14 protein-coding genes, 1 tRNA gene and 1 pseudogene are annotated in these 13,588 nt (G+C 73.5%); 5 read left to right on the forward strand and 11 right to left on the reverse strand.

Going from position 1 to position 13,588, the window contains the following annotated elements:
- Positions 1-123: 123 nt before the first annotated feature.
- On the forward strand, positions 124-549 hold the full coding sequence (locus ACRWND_RS02720) for a hypothetical protein (protein ID WP_431945428.1): 426 nt from the start codon (positions 124-126) through the stop codon (positions 547-549).
- Here the strand turns inward: ACRWND_RS02720 and ACRWND_RS02725 are convergent.
- From ACRWND_RS02725 to ACRWND_RS02745, 5 genes are all read right to left on the reverse strand, one after another.
- Positions 437-1,165, reverse strand: coding sequence for a class E sortase (locus ACRWND_RS02725; protein WP_431945430.1), 729 nt, complete (start codon positions 1,163-1,165; stop codon positions 437-439). The two genes, ACRWND_RS02720 and ACRWND_RS02725, sit on opposite strands and share 113 nt — an antisense overlap.
- A 31-nt stretch (positions 1,166-1,196) precedes the next feature.
- Positions 1,197-2,675: a class E sortase gene (locus tag ACRWND_RS02730; RefSeq protein ID WP_431945432.1), complete on the reverse strand. Its 1,479-nt coding sequence runs from the start codon at positions 2,673-2,675 to the stop codon at positions 1,197-1,199.
- A gap of 4 nt (positions 2,676-2,679) precedes the next feature.
- Complete coding sequence (locus ACRWND_RS02735; protein WP_431945434.1) at positions 2,680-3,315, reverse strand: aminodeoxychorismate/anthranilate synthase component II; 636 nt, start codon at positions 3,313-3,315, stop codon at positions 2,680-2,682.
- Entirely contained in the window at positions 3,312-3,488 is a 177-nt protein-coding gene (locus ACRWND_RS02740; RefSeq protein WP_319132047.1) for a hypothetical protein, read from the reverse strand. The genes ACRWND_RS02735 and ACRWND_RS02740 overlap by 4 nt, the downstream gene beginning before the upstream one ends.
- Before the next feature lie 377 nt (positions 3,489-3,865).
- The gene (locus ACRWND_RS02745; RefSeq protein WP_431945436.1) at positions 3,866-4,573 is read right to left on the reverse strand and encodes a DUF881 domain-containing protein; all 708 of its coding nucleotides are present in this window, start codon (positions 4,571-4,573) and stop codon (positions 3,866-3,868) included.
- Positions 4,574-4,769: 196 nt separating this feature from the next.
- Here ACRWND_RS02745 and crgA point away from each other — a divergent pair, with 196 nt between their 5' ends.
- A complete protein-coding gene (gene crgA / locus ACRWND_RS02750) occupies positions 4,770-5,024 on the forward strand; it encodes a cell division protein CrgA (RefSeq protein ID WP_431945438.1) in 255 nt (84 codons plus the stop codon).
- Positions 5,025-5,265: 241 nt separating this feature from the next.
- Here crgA and ACRWND_RS02755 read toward each other — a convergent pair whose 3' ends face one another.
- Positions 5,266-6,120, reverse strand: a complete 855-nt coding sequence (locus ACRWND_RS02755) for a rhomboid family intramembrane serine protease (protein WP_431945440.1) — start codon at positions 6,118-6,120, stop codon at positions 5,266-5,268.
- A gap of 70 nt (positions 6,121-6,190) precedes the next feature.
- On the reverse strand, positions 6,191-6,736 hold the full coding sequence (locus ACRWND_RS02760) for a peptidylprolyl isomerase (protein WP_431945509.1): 546 nt from the start codon (positions 6,734-6,736) through the stop codon (positions 6,191-6,193).
- A gap of 151 nt (positions 6,737-6,887) precedes the next feature.
- Between ACRWND_RS02760 and ACRWND_RS02765 the strand changes: the two genes are divergently transcribed.
- Positions 6,888-7,709 carry a DUF5324 family protein gene (locus tag ACRWND_RS02765; RefSeq protein WP_431945511.1) on the forward strand — a complete coding sequence of 274 codons (822 nt, stop codon included), beginning with the start codon at positions 6,888-6,890 and terminating at the stop codon, positions 7,707-7,709.
- A gap of 246 nt (positions 7,710-7,955) precedes the next feature.
- Here the strand turns inward: ACRWND_RS02765 and ACRWND_RS02770 are convergent.
- Positions 7,956-9,281, reverse strand: a pseudogene (locus tag ACRWND_RS02770) (BTAD domain-containing putative transcriptional regulator); the annotation flags it as partial.
- 157 nt (positions 9,282-9,438) lie between these two features.
- A tRNA-Ala gene (locus ACRWND_RS02775) sits at positions 9,439-9,511 on the reverse strand.
- 111 nt (positions 9,512-9,622) lie between these two features.
- Between ACRWND_RS02775 and ACRWND_RS02780 the strand changes: the two genes are divergently transcribed.
- Both ACRWND_RS02780 and ACRWND_RS02785 read left to right on the forward strand, forming a co-directional pair.
- The gene (locus tag ACRWND_RS02780; RefSeq protein WP_431945442.1) at positions 9,623-10,186 is read left to right on the forward strand and encodes a DNA-binding protein; all 564 of its coding nucleotides are present in this window, start codon (positions 9,623-9,625) and stop codon (positions 10,184-10,186) included.
- A complete protein-coding gene (locus tag ACRWND_RS02785) occupies positions 10,179-11,459 on the forward strand; it encodes a serine/threonine-protein kinase (RefSeq protein WP_431945444.1) in 1,281 nt (426 codons plus the stop codon). Before ACRWND_RS02780 ends, ACRWND_RS02785 begins: the two co-directional genes overlap by 8 nt.
- On the opposite strand, the gene ACRWND_RS02790 is transcribed toward ACRWND_RS02785, so the two are convergent.
- Complete coding sequence (locus ACRWND_RS02790) at positions 11,445-12,725, reverse strand: hypothetical protein (protein WP_431945446.1); 1,281 nt, start codon at positions 12,723-12,725, stop codon at positions 11,445-11,447. The two genes, ACRWND_RS02785 and ACRWND_RS02790, sit on opposite strands and share 15 nt — an antisense overlap.
- Positions 12,722-13,324, reverse strand: coding sequence for a hypothetical protein (locus ACRWND_RS02795; RefSeq protein WP_431945448.1), 603 nt, complete (start codon positions 13,322-13,324; stop codon positions 12,722-12,724). The genes ACRWND_RS02790 and ACRWND_RS02795 overlap by 4 nt, the downstream gene beginning before the upstream one ends.
- Positions 13,325-13,588: the final 264 nt, after the last annotated feature.

Consider the following 13,588-nt stretch of genomic DNA (forward strand, 5'->3'; position numbering starts at 1 on the left):
AAGCGATCCGGCTGACCCGGATGCTGCACCGCCTGGTGCCCGACGACACCGAGACAGCGGGCCTCCTCGCTGCTGCTCACCGACGCGCGCAGCCCCGCGCGCACCGGCCCCGCCGGCGGACTGGTGCCGCCGGCGGAACAGAACCGCGCCCGATGGGACCGCCGTGCCATCGCCGAGGGGGCGACCTGTTCACGGGGCCGCGGCGGCCTCCCACCGCGACGCCTCCCACCGCCCGCCGCACCACCTGCGCCCCCGAGCGCCGCCGTCTCAGCGCCCGTACCCATCGCCTGGCGTCGCGCGTGTGACGCGCCGTGGCGCACCACCGAGCTGGAGCCCGCACAGCGTGCCGCGCAAGGGCGGAGGGGGCCGCGGACCCGGTGTCCGCGACCCCCTCCGTGTGCTTCCCGCCGGTCCGCCCGGACGGGCCGGCCCCGCGTCAGCGCAGCTCCGCCGGGGGCGTCCGCCGGGCGTCCACCTTCTGGGTGCGGACGAGTTCCGCCCACACGATGTAGCGGTCGCGCGAGGTGTACACCGGGGTGCAGGTGGTGAGCGTGAGGTAGCGGCCGGCCTTCTTCTTGCCGCTCTCCTCGGGGATCTGGTCGATGACGTCGACGTTGTACTTCGAGGTCTCGGGAAGGATCTCGTAGACCTTGTAGACGTACCAGGTGTCGCGGTCCTCGAAGACGACCGGGTCACCGTTCTTGATCTTGTGGATGTTGTGGAACTTCGCGCCGTGGCCGTCGCGGTGGGCGGCGAGGCTGAAGTTGCCCTTCTTGTCCCAGGGCATGGCCGCCTCGACGGGCTCGGTGTAGTAGCCGGCGACGCCCTCGTTGAGCACCTTCGAGGAGGTGCCCTTCTTCACCAGGACCTCGAAGTCCTTGCCCATGGCGGGGACGTGGAGGAAGCCGATGCCGCCCTTGGTGTCGAGCTTGCCCGGGCCGGGGTCGACGGCCCACTGGCGCCGCACGGCGTCGCTGTCGCGTTCGGCGGCGCGGTCGGCCAGGACGTTGGTCCACCACAGGGAGTAGGCGACGAAGAGTCCCAGGATCACGCCCGCGGTGATGAGGAGTTCACCGATGACGCTGATGGTGGCGGCGAGCCAGGAGAGGGAGCGCCGCCTCGGCACGGCCTCCTGGGCGCGGTCATGCTGGGTGGTCGTCACCACTTGCCCCGATCTGTGTGCGTCCGTTCCCGGCCTACCCGACCAGGGCGTCCGGCTTGCCCTTGCTGCGCGGCCGTTCCTCGACCATCTTGCCCCAGACGATCAACCGGTACGTGCTGGTGAACTCCGGTGTGCACGTGGTCAGTGTGATGTAGCGGCCCGGCTTGGTGAAGCCCGATCCGACGGGGACCGGCTTGATCACCGAGATGTTGGAGGGCGGGGTGGAGGGCAGCATGCTCGTGATCTCGTACGTGTAGAACGTGCTCTCCGTCTCGACCACGACCTTGTCCCCCGCCACCAGCTTGTTGACGTAGCGGAACGGCTCGCCGTGGGTGTTGCGGTGGGCGGCGAGCGCGAAGTTGCCCTTCTTGTCCCACGGCATGGCTGTCTCCAGCGCACCCGAGTAGTGGCCGATCATGCCCTTGTCGAGCACCTTGTGCTTGTCGACGCCCTCGGCGATGGGCGCCTTCACGTCCAGCTTGGGGATGTACATGATCGCGAAGCCCTGCCCGGGCGTGAAGGCGCCGGGATCACGGTTCGGGTCCTTCTCCACGTCCCACTGCTTCTGCAGGGTGCTGGCGGCGCCGCCGGCCTGCTGGTGGGCGAGGACGTTGGTCCACCACAGCTGGTAGGTGACGAAGAGCAGCATCAGCACGCCCATGGTGATGAACAGCTCGCCCGCCACCCGGCTGGCGATCACCGCGGGGCTCTCCTTGGCCGCGCGTGCGGCGCGTCGGGCCTCCACACGGGACCTGGGCGCGGCCGGGGACGCCGGGGTCGCGGCCAGGGGGCCCGTCGCCGCCTCTGTGGCGTCCGGGGACGGCACTTGGGCACCGGAACGCCGCCGTCCCCTGCCGCCGCGCCGTGCGGCCTCCTGGGCGGCTCTGCGCCGGGCGGCTCGGCCGCCGACCCCGGGCGTCGGGGCGTCGGGGGCGGGCGGTGGCGCCCCCCGGGCCGGGTCCACGTCCTCCTCCCCGTCCCCACCCAGGTCCGGGGCCAGGTCACGGTCACGGTCCTGATCCCGTCCGGGCTCCGGCACGGTCACCGCGGGCATCGCCACCGTGTCGCCGGGGGCTCCCGCGACCCGGCGGCGCACGGCGGCTCGCTCCTCCTCGCTGAGGTGCCGCCGGACGGCCCCGGCCGGCGCGGAGTACGGCTGCTCGGCGGCTCCTCCGTGCCAGGGACCCGGCTCGGGCGGCTCCCCGGGAGCCGGTACGGGCATCGGCCCCGGCGCGGTCGGCGCGGGTTCGGCCTCCGGCACCGGGCGGGGGGGCCACGGGCCGGTCGGCGGCTGCCCGTAGCCCGACCGCACGGCCCCCTGGAAACCCTCCTCGTAGGCCGGCCGCCCAGGGACCTCGCCCTGGGGCGCGACCGGCGCAGAGGTCAGCGGCGCGGTGGAGGGCTGTGCGGCGGGTTCCGCGGCCCGGGGCAGCGGATCGTTGAGCGGGTCGGCCAACTGCTCCACCGCGGCGGCGAATTCGGCGGTGTCACCGAAGTGCCGATGCGCGGTCACGCACTCACGCCCTGGTTCCGACCACAGGCGCGAGGCCCGCGGAACGCTCGACGGCGTCCTTGTCGCCGCATTCCACCAGCCAGTTGGCGAGCATCCGGTGCCCCCATTCGGTGAGCACCGACTCGGGGTGGAACTGGACGCCCTCCACCCGGGCGCTGCGGTGCCGCAGTCCCATGACGATGCCGTTCTCCGTCCAGGCGGTGATCTCCAACTCCTCCGGGACCGTGTCCCGTTCGACCGCCAGCGAGTGGTAGCGGGTCGCGGTGAACGGGGTCGGCAGCCCGGCGAAGACCCCGCGGCCCTCGTGGGTCACCAAGGAGGTCTTTCCGTGCAGCAGCTCCGGCGCCCGGTCCACCACCCCGCCGTACGCGACCGCCATGGACTGCAGTCCGAGGCAGACTCCGAAGACCGGCACGTCGGTGGCGGCGCAATGGCGCACCATGTCGACGCAGACGCCGGCCTCCTCGGGGGTGCCGGGCCCGGGCGAGAGCAGGACGCCGTCGAAACCGTCCTGGGCGTGCGCCGGCTCCACCTGGTCGTTGCGGAGCACCTCGCACTCGGCGCCCAGTTGGTAGAGGTACTGGACGAGGTTGAAGACAAAGCTGTCGTAGTTGTCCACGACGAGGATGCGCGCGCTCATCGGACGGCTGCCATCCCCTCGTCGACGGTCACGTCCCCGAACGGCAGCAGTGGCTCCGCCCAGGGGAAGACGTACTGGAACAACACGTAGACGGCAGCGAGGACCAGCACCAGCGAGATGAGCGCTTTGACCCACACGTTGCCCGGCAGATGCCGCCAGATCCAGCCGTACATGCGCCGCCTTCCTGCCTTCCGTGCCGTGCCTCGCCCAAGATTAGCCGGACAAGCCCCCCGGCATACCGTCGTCCACAGGCTGTGTGGAATCCGGGCCTCCCCAGCCGGTCCGCCGGGGGCCGCGGCCTGCCCCGGCAGGCTCGGGCGGTCGGTCTCCGACGGTCGGTCGGTCGGACGCGGAGGGTAGGTCGGTCGGTCGGTCGCGGACGGTAGGTCGGTCGGACGCGGACGGCGGCCCGAGGCGGTGCGCACAGGTCCGTACGGGACGGAGGCCGGGCGCTCCGCGGAGCCGCCGGGGACCGTGCCGTGCGGCGTCTGCCGCGGCGCACCCGCCGGACCCCCGGTCGTCACGTCCGCGCGGACGCTCGCCCCACGGGTCATCCCACGGGCTTGGCGTACCGCAGGTCCACGGTTCCCGAGTAGCCGGGAAGAGTCACCCGCCGTTCGTCCTCGACCTTCCAGCCCAGTCCGTAGGCCTGGACGTACTGCAGGTAGTTCTGGATCGCGGGGCTGGCGTCGAGCGCCTGGTGCAGCTTCTCCCGGTCGCCGACGGCCGTGATGGTGTAGGGCGGCGAGTAGACGCGGCCCTGCAGGATCAGGGTGTTGCCGACGCAGCGCACCGCGCTGGTCGAGATGAGCCGCTGGTCCATCACCTTGATGCCGGAGGCGCCGCCCGCCCACAGGGCGTTGACCACGGCCTGCAGGTCCTGCTGGTGGATCACGAGGTCGTTGGGCTGGGGGTCGGGCACGCCGGGAACGAGCGGGGTCGCGTCGGGCGGCGCGTCGTCGAGGGTGACGGAGACGGCGGGGCCGGTGAGGGCGACGGTGCCGGCCTCCGCGCCGAGCCGGGCCAGACGCTTGCGGGCCGCGTCGCTGACGCCGCTGTCGGTGTGGGCGAGCGCGTCGACGTCGCCGCGTACCCCGGCGAGCTCCTTCTCCAGTTGCTCGTTCTGCCGGCTCTTCTCCTGGACCCGGTCCGACAGGCGCAGCAACGGGTCGTCGGTACGGATGTCCAGACCCTTGGCGGTGTCGAAACTCATCCAGAACAGCAGGCCGGCCATGGCGAAAACCCCGGCGCTGAGCACGCGAAGCACCACAGACCGGGCGGATCGGCGGGCTGGGGAGGCGTGGACCGGATTGCTCACCGTAGCCTTATCTCCTTCCAACCCGAGGAAGCACTACGCTAACGGACGCCCGGAGGCATGGACCCACCAGCCGCCCGGCCGCTCATACACGACGTCACACGCGCGGTTACGCAGCGCATCGACAGGAGAGTCCCTCGTGCCGAAGTCACGGATCCGCAAGAAGGCCGACTTCACTCCGCCCCCGGAGAAGACCACCCCCGTCAAGCTGAAGTCGGGCCGCGGCTGGGTGGCTCCCCTCATGCTGGCGTTGTTCCTCGTCGGCCTGGCGTGGATCGTCGTCTTCTATGTGACCCAGGGCAGCTTCCCGATCGAGCAGCTGGGCAACTGGAACATCGCCGTCGGCTTCGGCTTCATCGCGGGCGGGTTCGTCGTGTCCACGCAGTGGAAGTAGCGGCTCACGCAGTTATCCACAGGCGTCATCCACAGTGTTGAAAAGGTCGCATGATCTGTGGATAACCACCAGCCGACTGTCACCCCTGTGACCGGTGGTCCGAAGTGCGGACCACCGGTCGTTTGTTGATCGCGCAGGTCAGGCGGGGTGTGGACGGGCAGGCGCACGGCTTGCCCACAGGATGCACAGGAGGCCTCCGCCTCTCTGTGGATAACGTCGCGGCAACGGTGAGCGTTACGGCCTAGGCGGAGATATTCGCGACGCCGGCCCACACCGTCACCGCCACCGCGAGCAGCATCGCCGCGCACGTCCCCCACTGGATCAGCGCCCGGCGCGAGCGCGGGGCGTACGCCATGGCGGCGGCGATGATCGCCCCGGTGACGAGGCCGCCGATGTGCGCCTGCCAGCTGATGTTCGCCCAGGTGAAGGTGAACAGCAGGTTGAGTGCGAGCAGGATCAGCACCGGCCGCATGTCCATCCGCAGCCGCTTCAGGAAGACGGCCATCGCGCCGAAGAGCCCGTAGATCGCGCCCGAGGCGCCCAGCGTCAGCGTGTCCGGGGCCAGCAGCACCACCAGCGCGCCGCCGCCCAGCCCCGCGATCAGATAGAGCGCGGTGTAGCGGGCCCGGCCGAGCAGGCTCTCCAGCGGGCCGCCGATCCACCACAGCGAGAGCATGTTGAAGGCGAAGTGCGCGAGCTGCTCGTGCAGGAACATCGAGCTCACCAGCCGGTACCACTCGCCGGGTCCGCCCGCCACGCCGCACTGCACGCTGTCCGGGACGTAGCACGGGGTGAAGAGCCCCAGTGCGGTGACGAACGGTCCGCCTTCGGCCCGCGCGAGCAGGAAGACGAGAAGGTTCAGCCCGATCAGGATCTTGGTGACCAGCCGGGGGTCGCCGCCGACCGCGCCGCCCACCACCGTACGGGGCTCGGCGGCCTGGGCGGCACCCCGGCCCTCCCGGACACACTCAGGGCAGTGGAAGCCGACCGCGGCGTTGATCATGCACTCCGGGCAGATCGGCCGCTCGCAGCGGGTGCAGCGGATGCCGGTCTCCCGGTCCGGATGCCGGTAGCAGTGCACGGCCTGGTCGGTCATGTCTCAGCCCTTCGCAACGGAATCGCCCCGCCCGTGATACGCACGGGCGGGGCGCCAGGGTTCCCGGAACTCAGCGGTCCGTGCCGGACTGGCGGCGCTCGATCACCACGGAGCGGATCACCACGTCCTCCAGCGGGCGCTGGGTGCGCGGATCGGTCACGGTGGCCGCGATGGAGTCCACGACCTTCTGGCTGGCGGGGTCGGTCACCTCGCCGAAGATGGTGTGCTTGCGGGTGAGCCACGCGGTCGGGGCGACCGTGATGAAGAACTGGGAGCCGTTGGTGCCCGGGCCGGCGTTCGCCATCGCCATCAGATAGGGCTTGGTGAAGGCGAGGTCCGGGTGGAACTCGTCGGGGAACTGGTAGCCGGGTCCGCCGGTGCCGTTGCCCAGCGGGTCACCGCCCTGGATCATGAAGCCGGAAAGGACCCGGTGGAAGACCGTGCCGTCGTACAGGGGCTCATGGGAGGTGGCACCGGTGTGGGGGTCCGTCCACTCGCGGGTGCCCTCGGCGAGTTCCACGAAGTTCCTGACCGTCTTCGGCGCGTGGAACGGCAGCAGCCGGACGGTGATGTCCCCGTGGCTGGTCCTCAAAGTGGCGTAGAGCTGCTCGGCCACGGTCGTACCTTCCATAGTCCTCGATGGCAGGGACAAATCCTCGCATGCCCCGGACCCGCCGCACGCGTCCGTCCCATCGCGGACCGTCCGGCGGACCGCCGCCCTTGACCCGGATGCCCGTACGCACATGCCGTACCCAGCGGTGGCGGGCATGATTTCAAACCGGGTGGAAAGGCGAAAACCGAACGCCACCGAGGAGGAGGTTCTCGTGACCCGCATCGACAGCGTGCGCGACGCAGCCGAGAGGACGAGGGACAGCGTGCGGCACGCCGCGGACGTGGTGGCGCCGTATGCCGACACAGCGAGGGTCAACGCAGTGCACTACGCGGACGAGGCCAGGCTCTACCTGGCGCCGCGGGTGTCCGCGGCCGGGCGGCAGGCCCGCACGGCGGCCCGGACGCAGTACGACGCGTATCTCGCGCCACGCGTCGACCAGGCCCTGGCGGCGGTGCCGCCCGGGGTCCAGCGGAAGGTGGGGACCGCCGCCCGGCGCACCCGAGCCACCGCACGTCAGGCGGCGGAGTACACCGGCCCGCGGGTGGGCCAAGCCGTGACCACTGTGCGCAGCGTCGCGGTCCCGGCAGCGGAGGAGGCGGCCACCCGCAGCGCCGCGGCCGTCGCCGCGCTGCGCAGCCATGTGACGGCGGACGACATCCGCAGGCTGGAGCGCAGCCGGGAACGCCGGGCCCGCACCGGACGGGTCGCCACATGTTTCCTGCTTGCGGGCCTGGTCGCCGGGGCGGGTTTCGCCGCCTGGAAGTGGTGGAGCAGCCAGACCAGCCCCGACTGGCTGGTGGAGCCCGCACCGGCCACCGAGGTCGCCGACCGCGCCTCCCTCGACGGCGGCATCGAGGCGGATGCCTCGTTCGGCAAGGTCGACGGCTCGCCCATGGACGCCCTCGACCCCGAGGTGCAGGCCAAACAGGCGGAGGCGGACTCCGACGACCGCCGCGGGCGCGGTGACACACCGTGAGGTGACGACCGGGCGCCGGCGGCGGCCGGACCCGTAGGACAGGGGGGCGGCGGACCCGGCAAAGGGTCCGCCGCCCTCGCGCGTACGGCCCGGTCGGCCGCCGCTCACCGTCCCGAGGACGCGGGCACGGGATCGTCCCCGGCCGGGTCGGGGATCCGCGCCGGCACCCCGCGCAGGGTGCACAGCGCCACGACGGCACCCACGGCGAGCAGCACCGCGCCCACCCCGGCGGTGACCTGGACGCCCGCCGAGCGCCTCCCGGCTCGTCGCGAGGACCCGCACTCGGGGGCACGCGGCCAGCAGCTCCGCCACCATCTGGGCGACGTCGGCGACCAGATGCTCGCAGTTGTCCAGCACGAGCAACAGCTCCCGGCCGGTCAGGGCGGCCGTGAGACGGGCGAGCGGTAGGCCCTCCGGGCCCGGGACCTGGCGCCCGGCGGCTCCGGCCAGCGGGCCCGCCTCCCGCAGGCCCACGGCGCCCGCGATCGCCTGCGGCACCTCGGAACCGTGGGTCAGCCCCGACAGGTCCACGAAGCAGACCTCCCCCGGGTGGCGCCCGGCCGCCTCCACGGCGATACGGGTCTTGCCCGCACCGCCGGGGCCGATCAGGGTGACCAGCCGGGCTCCGGCGAGCCGCGCGCCGATCCGCGCCAGCTCCTCCTCACGGCCGATGATGCCGGTCAGTTGGGCGGGCAGGCCGTGCCGGACGAAAGGCCCGATCCGGTCGCCGTCGGGCGCTGTTTCACGTGAAACAGCCGAGAACCCGGCATCGGGCACACCCCCGCCGACCCGGGAGACGGCACGTGACACCGCGGCCGGCGTGGGACGGGAGGGGCGGGGCCGACCGCGCAGCACCGCCAGATGCGCCTCCGCCAACTCCGGGCCGGGATCCGCGCCGAGCGACTCGGCGAGTTCACGCCGCGCCTCGTCGTACACCCGCAGCGCCTCCGACTGGCGTCCGCTGATGTGCAACGCCTCCATCAGCCGGGCGCGCAGCCGTTCCCGCAGCGGGTGGCTCGCGACCAGTTCCCGCAGCTCGGCGACGAGTTCCCGGCGGTCCCGGGCGTCCAGCGCCAGCTCGGCGCTGATGCGGTCCTCCACCGCCGCGATCCGCAGTTCCTCCAGCCGCGTCACCTGCGCCCGCGCGAAGGGCGGGTCGCCCACATCCGCGAGGGCGGAGCCCCGCCACAGGTCCAGCGCACCGCGCAGCAGAACCTCGGCCCGCTGCGGCTCACCGGCGCCCAACGCCTCCCTGCCCGCGGCCGCGAGGCGTTCAAAGCGGTGCACGTCCACCTCGTCCCGGGCGACCACCAGCCGGTAACCCCCGGGAGAGCGCTCGACGGGCACCCCGAGGGCCGCGCGCAGCCGGGATACCTGGGACTGCAACGCGCTGCCGACCCCGGCCGGCGGCTCGTCCCCGTACAGCCCGTCGATCAGCCGCTCGGTGCTGACGATCCGGCCCGCCTCCAGCAGCAGCATCGCCAGCAGCGCCCGCCGTCCCGGGCCCCCGACGGCAGCGGTGGCGCCGTCGTCCCGCAGCGCCCTCGTCTCCCCCAGAATGCCGAAACGCACGCCGCCGATTCTGCCGCACGGGCCGGTCGGCGCCACGGGGGAGGACGGTGCGGGCGCGGAGAACACCCTCGGCCCGGGCCTGCACGCACCCCCGGCCCCGGACACGGGCCGGGCCGGGCCGGGACCTCGATGAGGTTCCCGGCCCGGCCGATCACTGTGGAGCCTAGGGGAGTCGAACCCCTGACATCCGCCATGCAAAGACGGCGCTCTACCAACTGAGCTAAGGCCCCGTGCCGCAGACCAGCGTACCGGCTGCGGAGAGGATCACCGACCGAGTATCGGCGGTCCGTAGGATGACCGGCAAGTTCGCGGCCGCAAAGGTCCCCCGTCAGGAGCCCGCAATGGACACCTCGCAGCCGGACGCCGCTCTCCGCGTCCAGGACATGCAGCGCACCTGGTACGGCGAGCCGCTGGGCGTGCTGTGCCGCCGGCTCATGGAGATCCTGGGGCTGAACCAGGCGCGCCTGGCAGGGGTGCTGGGGCTGTCGGCGCCGATGCTGTCCCAGTTGATGAGCGGGCAGCGGGCGAAGATCGGCAACCCCGCGGTCGTGCAGCGGCTCCAGGCACTCGAGGAGCTGGCCGCGGAAGTCTCCGGCGGAGCCGTGGCCGCTGCGGACGCCGTGCCGCGGATGGAGGAGATCCGCGGCTCCGAGGGCTCCCCCCTGCTGGCCACCACCCAGAGCCCGACCGCCGCGCCGCCGCCCGCGCGCAGGATCGTCCACGAGCTCCGCGCGCTGCTCCACGACGCGGCATCCCCCGCCGAGATCGCCGAGGCGGCCGAATCCCTCGCCGACCGCCACCCCCGGCTGGCAGAGTTCCTCCGGGTGTACGGCGCTGGTCCGTCCGACGCGGCGGTCCGGGACTACGAGGCGCGGGGGCAGGGGGCGGACGCACATCATGGGTGAGGTGTTCGCGGGCCGGTACGAACTGGTCGACCCGATCGGGCGAGGCGGCGCGGGAGAGGTGTGGCGCGCCTGGGACCGGCGGCGCGGCCGCTACGTGGCGGCCAAGGTGCTGCTGCAGGGCGATGCCCACTCCCTGCTGCGCTTCGTCCGGGAGCAGGCGCTGCGCATCGACCACCCGCACGTCCTCGCCCCCACGAGCTGGGCGGCCGACGACGACAAGGTGCTGTTCACCATGGACCTGGTGCGCGGCGGCTCGCTGGCGCACCTCATCGGCGACTACGGTCCCCTCCCGGCGCACTATGTCAGCGTCCTGCTCGACCAGTTGCTCTCCGGCCTGACGGCGGTGCACGCCGAGAACGTGGTGCACCGGGACATCAAGCCCGCCAACCTCCTGCTGGAAGCGACGGGGACCGGACGTCCGCACCTGCGGCTGTCGGACTTCGGCATCGCCATGCGCATGGGGGAGCCCCGCCTCACCGCGACCCACCACGTGGTGGGCACGCCGGGATACTTCGCCCCGGAGCAACTGCTCGGCGCCGAGCCGGACTTCCCGTCCGACCTGTACGCGACCGGGTTGGTCGCCCTCTACCTGCTCAGCGGCGCCAAACCCGACGCCGAGGCGATCGTCACCCAGTACGTCCACGGCATGCCCCGGGCCCCGCACGGCGTCCCCGGCCCTCTGTGGGAGGTGATCGGCACCCTGCTGCAGCCGGACCCGGAGGCCCGCTTCCGCACCGCCTCAGGTGCCCGCGCGGCCCTGGCGGCGGCGGTCGAGCTGCTGCCGGACCGGGAGCCGGACGAGGAGGCGATCGAGGTCTTCGACCAGATCGGGCCGCTGCCCGCGGGGTTCTTCGCGGACGGCCCGGTCGCGCCGGCGCCGTCCGCGGAGGGGACCGGAAGCATGACCGGAAGCTTCCGCCTGCAGCCGCCCCCGGCATCCGCCCCACGGCCACCCGCGGGTGCCCAGGAACCGGTCACCCCGGCGCCGTCTCCGCCGTCTCCGCCGTCTCCGCCGACACGTCCCTACACGGACACCGTCACGGGCGCCGCCGCCCCGGTCGCCGCTCCCGCGGCACCGCTCGCTCCGCCGGTGCTCCCGCCCCCGTCCGTCACACCGCCGGCCCAGGTCGCACCGCCGGCGCCCTTCACGCAGGCCGCCGCACCCGCGCCCGCGCGCCGCCCGGGCCCTCCCGCCAAGGCCGTCGTGCCGATGCTCCTCGTCGCGGCCCTCTGCCTCGCCTTCGGCTTCTGGGCGCTGTCAGCGACCTCCTGAGGCCGCGGCAGGCGCGCGCCGCGCGATCACCGTCCAGACTCCCAGCGAGAGCAGCAGCACGACGCCCGCGCCCAGGGCCGCGAAGCCAAGGGCGTGCAGCAGCGGGTTCCCCGAGCCGGGCCCGCCCGGCAGCCCCAGGCCCTCGTCCGGGTCGCCGTCGTACGACGGCCCGGCCTGCTCGGCGCCCTCGAGGACGACGCGCAAGGTGACCGGGACGGCGCCGGCGACAAAGTCCGCGACCTCCGGATGCACCGACACCGCCAGGTAGTACCAGCCGTCGAAACGGGCCGCCGACACGGCGTCGCCGCTCTCGTAGCGGTTGGCGTAGGCGACCCTCCCGGTCGTGGCGGTGACGGAGGCCTGCTCGCCCCGGTAGGAGGCGGTGCCGGTGCCGACGAAGGCCCAGCGCGGGTTGTAGACCTCCACGCGCACACCGGAGCCGCTGAAGCCGCCCGGCCTCGTCCCCTCGGCGTTGGCGAAGTCCACTTCGGCGAAGGCCTGTTGCCCCCAGCCGACCGGCACGCGGTAGAAGCGTGTCTGACCGGGCAGCACCTCGTCCTTCCAGACCCCGGCGCCGAGGATCCCCGCGCGGCCGAGGTCCGCACCGCCGGTGACGTCGCGGGCGGGGCCGGTCGCGGGCACCGGCGTCCGCGTGGCGGGGCTGAGGGCGGGACCCGGCGCGGCTCCGGCGGTGAGCGCGGGCTCGTCGGTGAGGCGGATCTGCAGCGGCCAGGGCGCGGCGTCCGAGGTGCCCCGGGACACGCGGGTCACCTCCAGGACGTAGGCATGGGCTTCCTGGCACGGCCCGTCACCGCCGACGGTGCGCTTGACCCAGGTGCCGATCGGACGCGCCGCCCCGTCGGCGGAGAACGTCCGGCGGCCGCTGTCGCAGCGGGTGCCGTCGGTGCTGGCCAGCGCCAGCTCGATGCCGTCCCCGTACGCCACCGCGGCGCCCGGGCGGGGCAGCACGAAGACCGCGAGGTAGGACGAGTGCACGGCGTCCAGGTCGAGGGCGTAGTACATGGCGCCCTCGTCCGCCGCCAGGGTGTCCTGGTACAGGACGCCCGGCTCGAGGCGCGGGGCGTCCGCGGTGCTCGCCCGGCCCCGTATCCGCTCGCCCTGCGGCTGCCAGGAGGCGACGGCCGGGCCGGCGGACGCGGCAGCCGCCGATGCCGGCGTCCCCGCCGCTGCCACCACGGCTGGAGCCGTCACTCCCGCAAGCAGCGTGAGCGCCGCCGCAACCGAGGTGAGCGCCCTGCGGATCATGCCCCGTCCCTCCGTCCGCGACGGCCCACGAGAGCCGCCACCGTCCCTGCCGCGGCGAGCGCCGAAGCCCCGCCCGCCGCCGCCGCGACCACGTCGCCCGCCGTCATGAAACCCCCGTCCGCGGGGGCGCCGACCGCCGTGGTGCCCGTGCCGCCGGTGGCCGCCCGTTCCGCCTCGTCCCCGTCCAAGGCCCCACCGCCGCCGCGCGCTGGTGCGCCGTACTCCGGCCCGGCCGACTCCCTGCCTGTCACGTCCACACGCAGCACGACCCGCACCGCCACCTTCCGCGCCAACCCCGCCGCACCCGGCCCGAGCGACACGGCGACATAGTGGTCTCCCGCCGTGCGGGCGCCCTGGGCGACGCCGCCGGCGACCCAGCGATTGCTCCACGTCACGGGCACCGTGCCGAGCCCCACGGACACCGGCTGCCCGCGATAGCCGCGGCGCTGCACGGTCCCGGACGCGTCGCCCAGCGGCTGCCGTCCCGGTCCGTAGGCGGCCGTCGCCACGAAGGAGGAGGCCGTGGAACCTTCCTCCACGCCGGGTTCGTTGGCGAAGTCGGCGAAATACGCCAGCCGCTGCCCCCAGCCGACCCGCACCTTGTAGAAGCGCGTCTGCCCGGGCAGCAGCGTGTCCCGCCAGATGCCCCTGCCGAGTCCGCGCGCGTCGTTGACCCGGTACCGCCCTCGACGTCCCGCGGTGGGCCCGTCAGGGCCGCCGGAGGGTCCCCGTAGCGGGTGGCGGCCGGCGCCGGAGTGGCGCCGGCCGCGAACGGCCGCTCGATGCCGTACCGCAGTTCCAGGGGCCAGCGGGCCAGGTCGGAGCCGGCGGCGCTGGTGCGGTGCACGGACAGCACGTAGCGC

Source organism: Actinacidiphila sp. bgisy167, from assembly GCF_965342175.1.
Taxonomy (GTDB): domain Bacteria; phylum Actinomycetota; class Actinomycetes; order Streptomycetales; family Streptomycetaceae; genus Actinacidiphila.

Coding starts and splice junctions, on each gene's coding strand:
- ACRWND_RS02790 (WP_431945446.1), bottom strand. CDS start 12,725: ATGATCCGCAGGGCGCTCACCTCGGTTGCGGCGGCGCTCACGCTGCTT.
- ACRWND_RS02755 (WP_431945440.1), bottom strand. CDS start 6,120: ATGACCGACCAGGCCGTGCACTGCTACCGGCATCCGGACCGGGAGACC.
- ACRWND_RS02735 (WP_431945434.1), bottom strand. CDS start 3,315: ATGAGCGCGCGCATCCTCGTCGTGGACAACTACGACAGCTTTGTCTTC.
- ACRWND_RS02780 (WP_431945442.1), top strand. CDS start 9,623: ATGGACACCTCGCAGCCGGACGCCGCTCTCCGCGTCCAGGACATGCAG.
- ACRWND_RS02765 (WP_431945511.1), top strand. CDS start 6,888: ATGATTTCAAACCGGGTGGAAAGGCGAAAACCGAACGCCACCGAGGAG.
- ACRWND_RS02785 (WP_431945444.1), top strand. CDS start 10,179: ATGGGTGAGGTGTTCGCGGGCCGGTACGAACTGGTCGACCCGATCGGG.
- ACRWND_RS02740 (WP_319132047.1), bottom strand. CDS start 3,488: ATGTACGGCTGGATCTGGCGGCATCTGCCGGGCAACGTGTGGGTCAAA.